15 protein-coding genes and 1 tRNA gene are annotated in these 14,715 nt (G+C 64.6%); 13 read left to right on the top strand and 3 right to left on the bottom strand.

The window, feature by feature from the left end; translation table 11 throughout:
* The first annotated feature begins 171 nt into the window (after positions 1 to 171).
* Both ABIB29_RS16410 and ABIB29_RS16415 read left to right on the top strand, forming a co-directional pair.
* Positions 172 to 540: a YidH family protein gene (locus ABIB29_RS16410; protein WP_354173877.1), complete on the top strand. Its 369-nt coding sequence runs from the start codon at positions 172 to 174 to the stop codon at positions 538 to 540.
* Positions 540 to 923 carry a DUF202 domain-containing protein gene (locus ABIB29_RS16415; protein ID WP_354173878.1) on the top strand — a complete coding sequence of 128 codons (384 nt, stop codon included), beginning with the start codon at positions 540 to 542 and terminating at the stop codon, positions 921 to 923. Before ABIB29_RS16410 ends, ABIB29_RS16415 begins: the two co-directional genes overlap by 1 nt.
* A gap of 65 nt (positions 924 to 988) precedes the next feature.
* On the opposite strand, the gene ABIB29_RS16420 is transcribed toward ABIB29_RS16415, so the two are convergent.
* Complete coding sequence (locus tag ABIB29_RS16420) at positions 989 to 1,594, bottom strand: ANTAR domain-containing response regulator (protein ID WP_024368455.1); 606 nt, start codon at positions 1,592 to 1,594, stop codon at positions 989 to 991.
* A 205-nt stretch (positions 1,595 to 1,799) separates the two neighbouring features.
* Between ABIB29_RS16420 and ABIB29_RS16425 the strand changes: the two genes are divergently transcribed.
* The 3 genes from ABIB29_RS16425 to ABIB29_RS16435 all read left to right on the top strand — a co-directional run bounded on the left by ABIB29_RS16425 (position 1,800) and on the right by ABIB29_RS16435 (position 3,609).
* Positions 1,800 to 1,881 (top strand) — tRNA-Leu (locus tag ABIB29_RS16425).
* 451 nt (positions 1,882 to 2,332) lie between these two features.
* A complete protein-coding gene (locus tag ABIB29_RS16430; RefSeq protein WP_354173879.1) occupies positions 2,333 to 3,064 on the top strand; it encodes a lytic transglycosylase domain-containing protein in 732 nt (243 codons plus the stop codon).
* 392 nt (positions 3,065 to 3,456) lie between these two features.
* Positions 3,457 to 3,609 (top strand): PDDEXK nuclease domain-containing protein, encoded by a 153-nt coding sequence (locus tag ABIB29_RS16435; RefSeq protein WP_354173880.1) that lies wholly within the window; start codon positions 3,457 to 3,459, stop codon positions 3,607 to 3,609.
* 113 nt (positions 3,610 to 3,722) lie between these two features.
* On the opposite strand, the gene ABIB29_RS16440 is transcribed toward ABIB29_RS16435, so the two are convergent.
* Together ABIB29_RS16440 and ABIB29_RS16445 are read right to left on the bottom strand one after the other, a co-directional pair.
* Positions 3,723 to 4,385, bottom strand: coding sequence for a TetR/AcrR family transcriptional regulator (locus ABIB29_RS16440; RefSeq protein WP_354173881.1), 663 nt, complete (start codon positions 4,383 to 4,385; stop codon positions 3,723 to 3,725).
* A gap of 81 nt (positions 4,386 to 4,466) precedes the next feature.
* Positions 4,467 to 5,588 carry an alcohol dehydrogenase catalytic domain-containing protein gene (locus ABIB29_RS16445; RefSeq protein ID WP_354173882.1) on the bottom strand — a complete coding sequence of 374 codons (1,122 nt, stop codon included), beginning with the start codon at positions 5,586 to 5,588 and terminating at the stop codon, positions 4,467 to 4,469.
* A gap of 165 nt (positions 5,589 to 5,753) precedes the next feature.
* On the opposite strand from ABIB29_RS16445, the gene ABIB29_RS16450 reads away from it, so the two are divergent.
* From ABIB29_RS16450 to ABIB29_RS16485, 8 genes are all read left to right on the top strand, one after another.
* Positions 5,754 to 6,596, top strand: coding sequence for an alpha/beta fold hydrolase (locus tag ABIB29_RS16450; protein ID WP_354173883.1), 843 nt, complete (start codon positions 5,754 to 5,756; stop codon positions 6,594 to 6,596).
* Positions 6,597 to 6,654: 58 nt separating this feature from the next.
* Positions 6,655 to 8,169: a flavin-containing monooxygenase gene (locus ABIB29_RS16455; RefSeq protein ID WP_354173884.1), complete on the top strand. Its 1,515-nt coding sequence runs from the start codon at positions 6,655 to 6,657 to the stop codon at positions 8,167 to 8,169.
* 64 nt (positions 8,170 to 8,233) lie between these two features.
* Positions 8,234 to 8,998, top strand: coding sequence for an SDR family NAD(P)-dependent oxidoreductase (locus tag ABIB29_RS16460; RefSeq protein WP_354173885.1), 765 nt, complete (start codon positions 8,234 to 8,236; stop codon positions 8,996 to 8,998).
* A gap of 80 nt (positions 8,999 to 9,078) precedes the next feature.
* Positions 9,079 to 9,879 (top strand): SDR family NAD(P)-dependent oxidoreductase, encoded by an 801-nt coding sequence (locus ABIB29_RS16465; protein ID WP_354173886.1) that lies wholly within the window; start codon positions 9,079 to 9,081, stop codon positions 9,877 to 9,879.
* Between the two features lie 108 nt (positions 9,880 to 9,987).
* On the top strand, positions 9,988 to 10,959 hold the full coding sequence (locus ABIB29_RS16470) for a tripartite tricarboxylate transporter substrate binding protein (RefSeq protein ID WP_354173887.1): 972 nt from the start codon (positions 9,988 to 9,990) through the stop codon (positions 10,957 to 10,959).
* Between the two features lie 54 nt (positions 10,960 to 11,013).
* Positions 11,014 to 11,526 carry a tripartite tricarboxylate transporter TctB family protein gene (locus ABIB29_RS16475; protein ID WP_354173888.1) on the top strand — a complete coding sequence of 171 codons (513 nt, stop codon included), beginning with the start codon at positions 11,014 to 11,016 and terminating at the stop codon, positions 11,524 to 11,526.
* A gap of 13 nt (positions 11,527 to 11,539) precedes the next feature.
* Positions 11,540 to 13,186 carry a tripartite tricarboxylate transporter permease gene (locus ABIB29_RS16480; RefSeq protein WP_354173889.1) on the top strand — a complete coding sequence of 549 codons (1,647 nt, stop codon included), beginning with the start codon at positions 11,540 to 11,542 and terminating at the stop codon, positions 13,184 to 13,186.
* 68 nt (positions 13,187 to 13,254) lie between these two features.
* A complete protein-coding gene (locus tag ABIB29_RS16485; protein WP_354173890.1) occupies positions 13,255 to 14,667 on the top strand; it encodes an MFS transporter in 1,413 nt (470 codons plus the stop codon).
* Positions 14,668 to 14,715: the final 48 nt, after the last annotated feature.

The following is a 14,715-nucleotide window of genomic DNA, read 5'->3' on the forward strand; positions in this document are numbered from 1 at the left end:
CCAGGCACCCCAAACCGCCCCCGCCAACAACCCCACACCTAACCAACCGACACCCCTGGCGGCGGCCCTGAACACCAGGGCCGCCGCCACACTTCGTCCCGGAACGCGGGGGAGCGGCGGTGGCAGCCAGCCGCTCAGCCGCCCTCCGCGCCCCAGCAACCAGAAGGTGCCATGACCGACGCCACGAAACGTTTTCCCGCAGCCCTGTTCTCCCAAGGATCCGATCCGGACGCCCGGTTCAGTCTGGCCAATGAACGCACTTTCCTGGCCTGGATCCGGACATCCCTGGCCCTGATTGCCAGCGGCGTCGCCTTGGAGGCACTTGGGCTAAATCTCCACGACGGGTTGCGCCTATCGGCCTCCATCGTCCTCATCATTGCCGGGATCGCCGCGCCCTTGCAGGCCTGGTTCGGCTGGATACAGATCGAACGCGCCCTGCGCCACGACAAACCGCTGCCGGCCGCCCGTCTCACATTCCCCATCGGCGCCGCCGTTTCCGTGGCGGGGATCCTGGTCTTCCTAGGGGTGGTCCTCGCCTGATGGCCGGCGGTCCAGAGAACGTACCCGGCCGGAGTTCCCGGCCGTTCGACGCCGGCCTGCAGCCTGAACGGACCGCGCTGGCGTGGCGCAGGACGGCGCTGGCCGTCGCCGTCGCATCCCTGGCAGGGCTTCGCGTCCTGCCCGAGCTTCTGGGCTCATGGGCGCTCGTTCCGGCTGCGCTGGTTGCCGGCGTGTCATTTGTCGCGCTACTTCTCACGCACCGGCGCTACCGCCGGATCCACACGATCCTGACCTCAGCCGCGAGCGACAGGGTGGCGCTGGGCGGGGGAGTCTTGCCGGCCCTGATGGCCGGGGCCACCTTCGCCGGCGGAATCATGGCGCTCGTTGCCGCGTTGCGCCTCAGCGAGCACCTAACCCAATAAACCTTGTCCGCCGGTTCCGGGATGCCACGGGTGCGTGGTTATCACGACCCCGGCGGAGAAACGTTCTAGTTGACCTGGTTGATGATGGTCTCGGCGACCTCGCGCATGCTGAGGCGACGGTCCATCGAGGTCTTCTGGATCCAGCGGAACGCCTCCGGCTCCGTCAGTCCCATCTTGGTGGTCAGAAGGCTCTTGGCCCGCTCCACGAGCTTGCGGGTGGCGAATTGCTCCTGCAGGTCGGTCACTTCACTTTCGAGGGCCTTGATTTCCTCGTGGCGGGAGAGCGCGATTTCCAGGGCGGGGATGAGATCCGCGGGGGTGAACGGCTTGACGACGTACGCCATGGCGCCGGCGTCGCGGGCGCGTTCGACGAGTTCCTTCTGGCTGAACGCGGTCAGCAGGACCACGGGGGCGATCCGGGCCTTGACGATTTTTTCCGCGGCGGAGATGCCGTCCATGACGGGCATCTTGACGTCCATCAGGACCAGGTCCGGCTTCAGCTCCTCGGCGAGCTGCACGGCCTTCTCGCCGTTGTCCGCCTCGCCGACGACGTCGTAGCCCTCGCCGCGCAGGATCTCGATGATGTCGAGCCGGATGAGGGTCTCGTCCTCGGCGACAACCACGCGGCGCGCCGGCTTGGACGTGGGGTTTGACTCCGTCTGTTCTGACACGGGAACTCCTTGGAAAGGTACGGCGGGAACGAGACCATCTTAGGTTGTCACCGCTGCTGTACTTGGACCGGTTTGGTTCGATGCGGCGTCACTGGCGCGATTCTGGAATTCAGCCTATCTGCATGTAGAGTAAATTCGCGCACTGGAAGCGATCGCGTTGCTCACAGCACTGTGGCTGGGCGATTATGACACCGGTGTACTCCGCGCCCGAGTGGCGGAATTGGCAGACGCGCCGCACTCAAAATGCGGTATCGAAAGGTGTGTGGGTTCGAGTCCCACCTCGGGCACGTGTTTTCCCTGTTCAGGGGCTTGTGGGCCTCTGAGTGTGCACATTCTGTTCACTTATGGGCCCCTGCGGGGGCCTTTTTTGTTGGTGGCCGTTGCTGTGGCCGGCTGCCTACTTTGCTATGTGGTCGACGGTTCGGCCTTTGTTACTTCTTCATGGGTGCCTGCGGCGTCTACTACATGACGCTGGACTTGGGAGGCAATGTGCCCTGGGGTGCTGCCCGTTGTCTGGCTCGCATTTCACATCCGTTCATGGCCTGCGTGGTCGAGGACGACATGACGGAAAGGCGGGATTCCGTGGTGCTTATGGATCGTTGGGTGTCGGGTCCGCGTGGCCGGCCAGAGGACCCGCGAACGACCCGATGGTCCGCCTTGATCTACTGAGAACCGTTTCGTCAACCGGTCACGTGGCGTGGATGGTTTGATTAGTCCGTGCTCCGTCTAAAACGCCTTATGATTTTCAGCCTGTTCGCGGTTGCCCTCATCACCGCATTCTCGTTCTGGGCAACCCGGCAGCCCGGCGCAGCCGCCCGCGGAGCCCTTTCTGCACCCCCGCGAGCGGGGGCGCAACTTGAAATGTTGTCCACCGGCATCACGACCGCCGTGAACGTAACCCCGAACCCGGATGCCCAGTGGCTCATCCGGGCTACCGCGCAGACCGGGATCCCTGCCCGCGCGCTCCGGGCTTATGTTGCTGCCGCAGCAACGGCCAACGATTCCGCTCCGATGTGCGGGATCGGCTGGAACACCGTGGCAGCCGTCGGCTCGGTCGAATCCGCGCACGGAACTTACGGCGGGGGAAGCCTGAACACCGCAGGGCAGGCGAGCGGCCTACTTGTGGGCCCGAGCCTCGATGGCGTCGGATTCGCCGCCATCGCCGACACGGACGCGGGTGTCCTGGACGGCGACGCCCGCTGGGACCACGCCGTCGGTCCCATGCAGTTCATTCCCTCCACCTGGCAGCTTGCAGGGCGGGACGGGAACGGGGACGGAACGGCGGACCCGTTCAATATCGACGACGCCGCCCTCAGCGCGGCGACTTATCTGTGCGCCCGCGGCCGTGACCTCTCAACCGCGCAAGGGTGGACCGACGCCATCTACTCCTACAACCAGTCCGATCCCTACATTCGCGAGGTGCGGGCCCAAGCCACCGCATACGCCGCGAAGACGGGCACCGCCGAATGAGTCCCCGGGCCCATGGCGGTGAATGCAAGAAAGGCTCGGTGGATCCACGAGCTGCCTCCAGCGTAGTCAATCGGCGGCCTTGAGCGGCAAGGGGACCATGTCCTGCAGTCCCCGGTGGCCGGTGGCAATCACGTCGCCCGGGGTTCAGCGTGATGCCGCGGTTAGCCAGCCAGGCGTAGCCCCCGCCTTCGGCTCGACCGCAGCCCCTCACTCACAAGCAGACCGCGACTTCAGCTCCCTTCGCCCGGATCCGGCCGAGATGGTTGGATGCCCAGCAGTGGCAATCCAGGGATAACATTTGAGCGGGGCGTTTGTGTAGACAGTGTCTGCACAAACCGGCCCGGTTCTGGCGGGGGAGTGGTGCCGGGCATCAACCGCCAGATGGGTCGTTAGTGCGGTCAACAGGCTACGTCGTAGTCGAACTCAAGACCGGAAAATTCAGACCGGAACACCTAGGGCAGCTGAACTATTACGTCACTGTGGTCAACGACAAGATGAGGCTCCCGAGACAGCGGCCGACAGTGGGCATTCTTGCGGACCCGTGAACCAGCACACTGTGCGGTACGCGTTGAATGGTGCGGTGCAGCCTCTGGCCGTTGCTTCGTATACCTCTATGTGGCCGCGGATGTAGCACCCGGCCTGGTTGGGACTGGATCTTCTAGAGCTGGAAGAGTGGTTCGACCTGCACACGCAGGCGCTCGTGGAGTCTCTCCCAGAGGTCTTCTGGCCGGAATGCGCGGACTGGGGTGCGCAGGACTTCGTGGATATATGTGCCATTACAGTTCTGCGCGACTATCGCTGAGTCGACGTGGGCGGTGAGGTGTCCGGCATCCCTTGCACTATCAAGGATCGATGATGTCAGAGCGATGATCCTGTCGCCCTGGGCAATGCTTTGGGCACCGAGCTGGCTGCCGGCCTTGAAGCCGTAGTGCAGGTAGCTGGTGACGTTCTCCGGATCGGTTGAGTAGAACTGGGCCCGCGCCCGGAAGATGGCGTAGATCCGCTCGACGTAATCCCATGCAGTGGAAGTATGGGCGGCCTTTTCCTTGTCTGCGTCCTCGATGGCCTCAATCGCCATGTCCATGCGTTCGCCGATAACCAGAAGAAGCAGCTCGTGCTTGTTACTGACGTAGCGGAAGAGGGTCGCTTCCCCGACCCCGGCAAGTTCGGCCACTTCCTTGGTGGTAGTTTGCTCGTAGCCTCGCTGGTTGAAGAGTTGCTCAGCTGCGGCGCGGATGTTCCGGTATCGCTCCAGTCGGGCCTTCTCACGTAGCCCGACGTGGGCACCGGAGGCCGTGGTCTCCGAAGTCGTCGTCTTCATCTTTTATTTACGCCCCTATCAGCGGTTGGTACCGGGTGGCCGTTCGCTGCCGCCGGGCTGTAAGTCCTGGTGCCAACAACTTCAATTGAACATCACGATCTGGCGGATGGCGTTTCCATCGGCGAGTTCATCCATCGCCTCATTGATCTGGTCCAGGGTGATCATCGACGAGGCCAGCTTTTCGACCGGCAACCTTCCTTCGCGCCACATCTGAGCGTAGACCGGAATGTCGCGGGCGGGCACTGCGGAGCCCAGGTAGGAACCGATGATGGTGCGGGCTTCGGCTGTAATCCCGAGCGGTTCAATGGATGACAGCGCTCCGGGAGCTGGAAGTCCAACAGTCACCGTGATGCCGCCGGGCGCCGTGGCTTGTACGGCGGTTTCGAAGGCCCGGGGGTGGCCCGCTGCCTCGATGACGAGGTCGGCGCGGATGCTAAGTTCTTCGGCTTCACCGGGAGAGTACGTTTCTGTTGCCCCCAGTTCCTGGGCTGCGATCAGTTTGGCCGGGTTCGCGTCGATGCCGATGATCCGGGCGGGTTTAGCCCACGCTGAGGAGACTGCGACGGCGGTCAGCAGCGCTGCCATGCCAACTCCTCCGAGGCCGACGATCATGATGTCCTGCCCCTCCTGGGGGTTGCCCGCGTTGATGACGGCCCCGCCTCCGGTCAGTACGGCGCAGCCAAGAAGTGCAGCGACCGACGGCGGTACGTCGCTTCCGACCGGAACAACCGAGCGCCGGCTGAGAACGGCATGCGTTGCAAAGCCGGAGACTCCGAGGTGGTGACGGACCGGCTGGTCGGCGCGCGTCAGGCGGGTGGGGCCGCCGGGCAGTGTTCCGGCCCCGTTGGATTCCGTCCCGACGCTGCAAGGCAGTTTGCCCCCGGTGCGGCAGTTGGGGCACTCCTCGCAGCGCGGCAGGAAAACCGTGACCACCCGCTGGCCCGGTTCAAGGTCATCGACACCCGCGCCGACACTGACGACCGTACCGGCGGCCTCGTGGCCGAGCAGCATGGGCAGCGGACGGGGGCGGTCGCCATTGACGACAGAGAGGTCCGAGTGGCAGATGCCCGCAGCCTCCATCCGGATCAGGACTTCCTGCGGCCCCGGCCCGGCGAGGTCAAGCTCCGCAACGGAAAGCGGGCGGGACTGGGCGTACGGACGGGGGGAGCCGATGGTCTCAAGGACCGCGCCGGTAATCTTCATTGTTTCCCTTCCAAGGATTGTGCTTCGGATCACTCTTATGCTTTTATGAGAGTGTAATCCGCACGGAGTGCACTTTCAATATCGCGTCACTACGCGTTTCCTGCACCCGGGCGGGTCCCCGCATCCGCTGTAAGCACCGGCCAGTCAAATTCGAAGGGATTGGAATTGAAGATTCATCCAGATGCACACGAGGGTGCCATTCACGTCAGAGGTCTCTCGGTTTCTTTCCATGACTCGCTTGCACCGGAGGACTCCCGGGACACTGTGGTCCTGGTCCACGGAACGGGCGGAAGCGCCAAGACTCATTTCCGCACCCTCTTTCCCATGCTCGCCGCCCGGTACCGTGTCCTGGCCGTTGACCTGCAGAGCCCCGACGGGGAACTGACCCTCGGTGGGTTGTCGGAGCAGGTCGCCGCCGTCATCGACCAGCGCGCTCCAGCACAGCCGGTCCATGTCGTCGGCTACTCCCTGGGCGCCCTGGTCGCGGCCGACCTCGCCGCTTCCCGCCCCGAAAGCGTGTCCAGCCTGACCCTGGTGGCCGGCTGGGTCAGGGCCGACACCCAGCAAAGGCTTCGCAACCGTATCTGGAAGCGGCTCTTCGAGTCGGACCAGGACCTCCTGCGGGAATTCGTCACCTGGACAGTTTATGGACACCCTTTCCTTGCCGGCCGCGGCGACGCCGACATCCAGGCCCTGGTTGATGCCCGCACCTTCCCGGACGGGATCGCCGAGCAGATGCAGCTCAACGCCGTCGCCGATCTGAGCGGCAGGCTTGCAGCTATCACCGCCCCGTCCCTGGTCATCGCCGGCGCCCACGACCAGATGGTGCCGGCCCGGCAGACCCAGCTCCTCTTCGGAGGACTTCCCAACGCCCGCTACGCGGTCATCGACAGTGGTCACGCCGTCCCGCAGGAGCGCCCGGCCCAGCTGTTCCAGCTGATCAACGAATTCGTAACGGACCCCGCCGCTGCTCCTGCGGGCGGGATCCGGGAAGCACTCTTTGTCTAGCCCATCGGGACCAGCACACAGCAACACACACATTGGAGGAACAGTGGAAAGTACCCCTATGGGACATCCCGCGTCCGGTTCGCCGGTCGATGTCATCATCGTCGGCACCGGCTTCGGAGGCCTCGGCATGGGCGCGAAACTGGCCCGCGAGGGCGAGCGGTCATTCATCATTCTTGAACGGGCGGAGGACGTGGGCGGAACCTGGCGTGACAACCACTATCCCGGCGCCGCCTGCGACGTGCCGTCGCTGCTGTACTCGTTTTCCTTCCGCCCCAACCCTGAATGGTCCCGGATGTTCGCCCCCCAGCAGGAAATCCTGAACTACCTGCGCAGCGTCGCCCGGGAAGAGAACCTCCTTGAACGGATCGTGTTCGGCGCCGAACTGACCGGTGCCCGCTGGGATGAGGCGGAAGCGCTGTGGAAAGTGAGCACCCCCAAGGGTGAGTTTGCTGCCAAAACCCTGGTGACCGCCGTCGGGCATCTGTCCGAACCGAAGATGCCCGACATCGAGGGACTGGGTGACTTCTCCGGCGAAGTGTTCCACTCAGCCCAGTGGAATGACGGGATTGATCTGACGGGCAAACGGGTGGGCATCATCGGCTCGGGAGCCACGGCCGTCCAGGTCCTGCCTGAAGTGGCAAAGATCGCCGGGGAGGTCGTTGTGTTCCAGCGCTCCGCCCCGTACGTGACGCCGCGTCCGGACCGGTCCTACACCGACGAGGAAAAAGGGCTTTTCCGCAAGATGCCCGAGGTGATGCAGGAACTGCGCGAGGAAATGTTCTGGTCCAACGAGGAGCGCTACGCCCAGCGGCGGGGCACCCCGACGCTGGTCAACGCCGCAGCCCAGGTTGCCCTGGACCATCTGCACCGGCAGGTTGAGGATCCGGAACTGCGCCGGAAGCTGACCCCGGACTACACGTTCGGCTGCAAGCGGGTGCTGAAGTCCAGCGATTACTACTCCACGTTTACGCAAGACCACGTCCGCCTGGAAACCGGCGGCGTCACGCGTGTGGAGGGCAACCGTGTCCTCGGCGGTGACGGGGGCAGCCACGAACTGGACGTCATCATCGCCTGCACCGGTTTTGAAGCGACGGATCTGCCCATTGCCTACCGTATCTACGGCCGCGACGGCCAGCCGCTCAGTGAACGCTGGGCCAACGGCATGCAGGCCTACGCCACCACGGCCGTGCACGGGTTCCCGAACCTGTGGATCATCAACGGGCCGAACACCGGGCTGGGCCACAACTCCGCCGTCTATATCGCCGAGGCACAGATCGACTACATCATGGGTGCGGTGAACTTCCGTGACCAGGCCGCTGTGCCGGCACTGGAGGTGAGCAGGGAAGCGGAGGATGCCTTCATGGACCGTGTGGACCAGCTGGCGCAGGGCACTGTATGGCTCGACGGCGGCTGCAGCAGCTGGTACGTTGACCACCGCAACGGGCGGCTGACCACCCTGTGGCCGGAACCGGCCTATACCTTCCGCCAGGTCAACGCACCCTTTGACCCTGAACCCTATCTGGCCGGATCCCCGGACGAAGCCCGGGAAAAAGCCCTGGCCGGAATTCGCTAACTGCCCCACGGGAAGACTGCCTGAGAAGAAGGCCGCCTCCCGTTCAACGAAGAACGGAGAAAGCATGAGTAAGCAGCACCACCGAACAGCCGTGGTTACCGGCGCGGCCGGGGGCATCGGCCGCAGCATCGTGGAGTCATTCCTGGCCAGCGGGGACCGGGTGATCGCCGTGGATGCCTCGGAGTCCGCACTGGTCGGCCTCCGGGCGGACCTGGATCCGCAGGGCGGATCCCTTCAGATAATGCACTGCGACGTCACCGAGCCCGGCGACTGGAAGCGGATCGCCGAGGCGGTGGAGGCCACCCCGGAAACACCTGCTGTGCTGGTCAACAATGCCGGCATCTCCCCGAAACGGGATGGACAAAAGATCCCTGGTGATGAAGTCCCCCTGGACGAGTGGACAAGCGTTCTGTCAGTGAACCTTACGGGCCCGTTCCTGGGTATCCAGGCGCTGGTACCGCACATGAAGAACACCGGCTTCGGCAGGATCGTCAACATGTCCTCCCTGGCAGGACGTGATGGCGGCAGGCTCGGCGGCGTCCACTACGCCGCGACCAAAACGGGCCTGCTGGGCCTGACCCGCTCCTTCGCTCGGGAACTGGCACCACACGGCATCACCGTCAACGCCATCGCACCCGGACGGATCGACGCCGGCATGGCCGCCAGCGTCTCCGATGAAGTCAACCAGAACTATCTCAGCCGCATCCCGGTAGGCCGGCTGGGGCATGCCAATGATGTCGCCCAGGCCGTCCAATACCTGGCCGCGGCCGAAAACGGCTTCGTCACGGGCGTCACGATTGACGTCAACGGAGGGTCGTACATGGGATGAGATTCCAATCCTTGAATCCTTCGAAGACGGGCGGGAGAGGGGCGGGCCGGCTTCCGAGGCCGGACAGGCTGCTGGGCAAGGTGGTACTGGTCACTGGCGGTGCCGGAGGTATCGCCGCGGCCACGGCCCAGCGCCTGGCCGCCGCAGGAGCATTCGTATCCCTCGTTGACCGCGACCAGCCAGCCCTGGACCAGTTCGTCGCCCGGCTGGGTGACGGCCACCTGGCCACTGCAGCGGACGTGACGGACCTCGTGTCCTTACAGGCTGCGGCCCAACGGACAGTGGAGCACTTCGGTCGGCTGGACATCGTCTTTGCCTGCGCCGGGATCGGCAGTGCCTCCACCGTTGCCGCTTCCAGCACCGAGGACCTGCTGCGGATCGTCGACGTCAATCTTGGCGGGGTGATCAGGACCGTCAAGGCTACTCTGGAGGAGGTCACCGCAAACCGGGGCTATTACCTACTCATGAGTTCGGCTGCCGCGTTGAAGAATGTTCCGCGGGCAAACGCGTATGCCGCCTCCAAGGCGGGCGTGGAGGCTTTCGGCGGGGCGCTGCGGCTGGAACTGGCCCATAAGGGCGTTGACGTGGGCGTCGCGCATCCGGCATGGGTGAGCACCGGCATGATTTCCGGGGCGGGAAGCCGGGCCGGGGAGAGCCGCTCCCTTCCGTGGCCCTTCAGCGTGGTGTCCAGCACGGACACCTGCGCCGACCTGCTCGTCGGCGCGATTGCCGCGAGGCAGCGCAAGGTATTCGTCCCGCGCAGCCTGGCCCTGATGGATCCTCTGCGGTGGCTCTCAACGGGGCCGCTGTGGGACGCCTTCATGAAACCCCGGGCGGCGCTGAGCGTCTCCCGGCTCGAGTCCGCATCTCGCAATGAATGATTAAAATCACCCGTGGCAGTTGTGCCCGGGATCACATTCCTGTTTACTGAGAGGGCACTCCTTGCGGAGTGCACTCTCAACTTCAGCCCGAAACCATCAGAGGTTACCTTGAACAAGACTCGCGTGTTCTCCGCTGCCGTCACTGTCGCCGGCCTTGCCCTTACCGTTACTGCCTGCTCCGGTGCTTCCAAAGCATCGACCGAGAGCTACCCGACCAAGTCCATTACGTTCGTCATGCCATACGCTGCGGGAGGTCCATCCGACACGACAGCCCGTGCCTACGGGGCCTGCCTCGGAAAGCTGCTGGGCGGCACCTTCGTAGTGGAGAACCTTGACAGCGGAGCAGGTGCAGTGGCCATGCAAAAGCTGGCTGGCGCCAAGCCCGACGGCTACACCGTAGGCCTTAGCACCAACGGGCCGATGGTCCTGAACCCGATGAGCAACGACCTGGCCTACTCCCAGGACGATTTCCAGGCCCTCGGCACCATGGCAGCGATCCCCACCCTTTTCGCTGTGCCAAAGGACTCCCCCTACAAGAGCTTGCAGGAGCTGTTCGACGCCGCCAAAGCGAACCCGGGAAAGATCTCCATCGGTGTTCCCGGGGCCACCAGTTCGCTGGCCGTTGAACTCAAGCGCCTGCAGAAGGAGAACGGCATTGAGTTTGCCCTGGTTCCCACCTCCGGCAGCGCCGAACTCATCACCAACCTGCTGGGCGGCCACATCGACGCCGGATTCGTCAACGACTACGTCGACGTTGAGGCCCAGGCGAAGGACGGCGCCATCGTCGCGCTCGCTGCTGCCGGTGAAGCGCGCTCTGAGGCCTTCCCCGACGCTCCCACGACCAAGGAGGCCGGCTTCGACGTCCAGACCACCTCGGTCTACGGACTCTTCGCCCCCAAGGGCCTGCCGCAGAACGTGTCCGACAAGCTCGAAGACGGTATCGAAACCTGCAGCAAGGACGCTGAGGTCATCAGCCAGATCGGGGACCGGTTCGTGCCGAACAGCTTCTCCGACGCAGGAGCGACCCAGCAGGTCTTCACTGACATGCGCACCCGCTACGAGCCCCTCCTGGCGAAGTAAAAAACAACGACTCAACCGCCGGCCATGACGGCCGGCACGAAGAAGGGTGAACCCATGGTTTCCTCTCCCGTGGAAGCGGCCGCCGAAATCCGGGAACCGGGAAGGCCCCGCACCGGCGCCCTGCGCTGGCAGCGCAGAATCGCTCCGCTCGTCCTGCTCGCACTGGGCCTCGGGGCGGCGTCCGGGTCATGGCAGCTGAAGCTGGGCACCCTGCACAATCCTGCCCCGGGCCTCTGGCCGTTCGTCATCTCGCTGGCCATCATCCTCAGCGCCGCGGCACTGATCGTGTGGCCGGGACATGAGCCGCTGGAGGCCTGGGGCCGCAGGAGCGTGTCGGTAATGGCCGGCATCGCCAGCCTTGCCGCGTTCGTGGTGCTCTTCGAACTGATCGGCTTCTTCATCCCGGCCGTGTTGATGCTCCTGTTGTGGCTTCGCGTCTTCGGCCGGGAGTCGTGGCGCTGGACAGCAGTTTTCGCTGTGGCCGGCCCGGCAGTGCTTTACGTCATCTTCGACCGGCTCCTCGGCGTACCCTTCCCCGCCGACCTGGCGCTTGACGCCTTCGTCTAGAACGGACTCTGACATGGATATCCTGAGCAACCTCGGTGAAGGCTTCTCGGTCGCCTTAGACCCGGTGAACCTGCTGTTCGTCCTGATCGGGGTGGTGGTGGGGACCGCAATCGGTGTCCTGCCGGGCCTGGGCCCCACCGCGACGATTGCGCTGCTGCTGCCCATCACCTACACGATGGATCCGACCGCTTCGATCATCATGCTGGCCGGCATCTACTACGGGTCGATGTACGGGGGCACCATCACCTCCGTGCTGCTGCGCCTGCCGGGCGAGGCGGCTTCGGTGGTGACCACCTTCGACGGCTACCAGATGACGAAACAGGGCCGTGCCGGTGCGGCCTTGGGCATCGCCGCCATAGGTTCTTTCATCGGCGGCACCGTGGCCGTCATCGGCCTGACGTTCCTGGCCCCCGGGCTGGGCAAGATCGCCTTGTCGATGGGTCCGGCCGGCTTTGTTGCCCTTATGGTCATGGGCCTGTTCCTGGTCACGTCCCTGGGCACCGGATCCGCAATCAAGAGCGTGTGCATGGCCGCCGTCGGCCTGCTGTTATCCACGGTCGGGCAGGATCCGATCAACGGGTCGGCACGTTTCACGTTTGGTCAGGCGCCGCTGCTGAGCGGCCTGGACTTCGTGGCCGTGGCAATGGGCCTGTTCGGAGTCGCTGAACTCTTGCGATCCCTCGAGCAGACCGAAAAAGCCCAGATCATTAAAACCAAGATCAAGAACATCTGGCCTTCGCGGAAGGACATGAAGGACTCCGCCGGTGCCATCGGCCGAGGCTCGGTTCTCGGATTCTTCATCGGCATCCTTCCCGGCGGCGGTGGTGTCATCTCCTCCCTGGCCTCCTACGCGCTGGAGAAGCGCCGGGCCAAGGACCCCAGCCGGTTCGGCAAGGGCGCCATCGAAGGCGTGGCCGGACCGGAAACGGCGAACAACGCCTCCTCTTCCACGGCGTTCATTCCGCTGCTGGTGCTTGGTATTCCCTCCAACGTGGTGCTGGCAATGATCTTCGGCGCCCTGCTGATGCACGGCATCACCCCGGGCCCGCGACTGATGACCGATCACTCCGGACTCTTCTGGGGCGTCATCGCCTCGATGTACATCGGCAACCTGATGCTGCTCATCCTCAACATTCCGCTCGTGGGCATCTTCATCCAGCTGCTGCGCGTGCGCCAGGGCATCCTGGTCGCTTTTTCCCTGCTGATCGTGTTCATCGGCGTCTACTCGATCAACAACACGTCCTTTGACATGTGGATTGTGCTGGCCTTCGGCGTCCTGGGCTGGATCATGTCCAAGACGGGCTTCGACGCCGGCCCGCTGGTGCTGGCGTTCGTCCTGGGCCCGATCCTGGAGAAATCCTTCCGCCAGTCCATGCTGATTTCCGGCGGCAGCCTGGACATCTTCGTCACCGATCCGGCCGCGGCAATCATCTTCAGCCTGATCCTCGCCGGCATCGCCATCAAAGCCATCAGCGGGTTCCGGCGCCGCCTTGCCGGAACCAAGGCTTCCCCGGAATCACCGGTGGCGGAGGAGGAAGATCCGCAGGCCACGTCCGACGGCGGTGAGCCTGCAGCGCTCCTCTCGGCATCACCGGGACCGAGTGAGGGGGCGCCGGCTGCCCAGCATGCCGACAAGCAACAGAGCCCCACCGCCCGCTGATCGCCAAGGGAATGCCTCTTCGCGGGAACGGCAGAGCATCCAAGCCCAGGGCTGTCAGCAGACTCCTTGTGCCGGTGCTCTGCCTGTGCGGCACAACCGTCACCCTCCAGCAGGCCACGGTCGTTCCCCTGCTTCCCGAGTTGCCGCGCCTGCTCGGAATCACCGTCGAGGACGCCTCCTGGATCCTCACGGCCACACTGCTGGCCAGCGCGGTGGCCACCCCGGTACTGAGCCGTTTGGCAGACATGGTGGGCAAGCGCCGGATCATGCTCGCCTGCCTGATCATGATGACCGCCGGCTCAGCATTGGCGGCGCTGGATCTGAGTTTTCCGGCCATGATCGCCGGCCGGGCGCTCCAAGGATCCGCAGCAGCGCTCGTGCCCGTGGGCATCAGCATCCTTCGGGAAGAGCTGCCCGGCACAAGACTTGCCCCGGCCGTCGCGATGATCAGCGCCACCCTGGGTTTCGGGAGCGCGCTGGGCCTTCCACTGGCCGGTGTGCTGTATGAGCTCCTCGGCTGGCAGTCCATCTTCTGGAGCGCCGCCGCAGCCGGCATGGTCCTGATCGCGTTGACGCCATTGGTGATGCCGAGATCTCGCGCGCGCACCCCGGGCAGGTTCGACTACGGGGGCGCCATCCTGCTCTCAATCGCCCTGACCGCGGCGCTACTTGCCTTGACCAAGGGCGGCAGCTGGGGCTGGACCAGTGCACCAACGCTGATAGCGGCCGCAACCGCCGTCGTCGGCTTAGCAGTATGGGTTCCGGTCGAACTGAAAATCAGCCAGCCGATGCTCGATTTGCGAACCTCCGCCCGGAGGCCCGTGCTCCTGACCAACATGGTGGCGGTGCTCGTGGGTTACTCGATGTATTCCAACCTGCTCTCCACCACTCAGCAACTGCAGATGCCCGAGGCGGCCGGGTACGGGTTCGGCCTGAGCGTGATGGCCGCCGGTCTCTGCATGGTTCCCACCGGGCTGGCCATGATGATCATCAGTCCGGTGTCCGCCCTGGGCACCCGCCGCTACGGCGCCAAGACGGCCCTGATCATCGGCGCCCTTGTCTCTGCTGCCGGATACGCCGGCCGCCTCTTCCTGACCGAGGAGCTCTGGATGGTGATGCTGGGGGCCGCTGTCATCGGCACCGGCAATGCCATCGCCTATGCCGCGATGCCGACCCTGATCATGGGATGCGTCCCCATGACCGCTACCGCCGCTGCGAACGGCCTCAATGCCGTGCTGCGCATCATCGGAACGACAGTCGGCAGCGCAGCAGTAGCCGTGCTTCTGGCCTCCACCACCCTGACCCTTGAGGGAACAGAGCACCCGTCCTTCCGGGCCTTTGAACACATCTTCTGGATTGCCACCGCAGCAGCCCTTACTGCTGCGGTACTGGCAAGCTTCCTGCCCCGGCAACGCCCCACATCAACCGAGAACCTCGGCCGAATAGATCGGGGCATCAGGGAAACAGCACCGGCAACCTAATACGGCGGCCGCGGCGTACCAGTCCCACCCTGGGTGGGGAACATGTAG

Origin of the sequence: Arthrobacter sp. UYEF36 (assembly GCF_040547025.1) — a bacterium.
Taxonomy (GTDB): domain Bacteria; phylum Actinomycetota; class Actinomycetes; order Actinomycetales; family Micrococcaceae; genus Arthrobacter.

Excerpts from the sequence above, each read along its gene's own strand:
- ABIB29_RS16445 (WP_354173882.1), bottom strand. The coding sequence starts at position 5,588 with ATGAAGATTACCGGCGCGGTCCTTGAGACCATCGGCTCCCCCCGTCCG.
- ABIB29_RS16480 (WP_354173889.1), top strand. The coding sequence starts at position 11,540 with ATGGATATCCTGAGCAACCTCGGTGAAGGCTTCTCGGTCGCCTTAGAC.
- ABIB29_RS16440 (WP_354173881.1), bottom strand. The coding sequence starts at position 4,385 with ATGAAGACGACGACTTCGGAGACCACGGCCTCCGGTGCCCACGTCGGG.
- ABIB29_RS16430 (WP_354173879.1), top strand. The coding sequence starts at position 2,333 with ATGATTTTCAGCCTGTTCGCGGTTGCCCTCATCACCGCATTCTCGTTC.
- ABIB29_RS16415 (WP_354173878.1), top strand. The coding sequence starts at position 540 with ATGGCCGGCGGTCCAGAGAACGTACCCGGCCGGAGTTCCCGGCCGTTC.
- ABIB29_RS16460 (WP_354173885.1), top strand. The coding sequence starts at position 8,234 with ATGAGTAAGCAGCACCACCGAACAGCCGTGGTTACCGGCGCGGCCGGG.
- ABIB29_RS16410 (WP_354173877.1), top strand. The coding sequence starts at position 172 with ATGACCGACGCCACGAAACGTTTTCCCGCAGCCCTGTTCTCCCAAGGA.
- ABIB29_RS16475 (WP_354173888.1), top strand. The coding sequence starts at position 11,014 with ATGGTTTCCTCTCCCGTGGAAGCGGCCGCCGAAATCCGGGAACCGGGA.
- ABIB29_RS16455 (WP_354173884.1), top strand. The coding sequence starts at position 6,655 with ATGGGACATCCCGCGTCCGGTTCGCCGGTCGATGTCATCATCGTCGGC.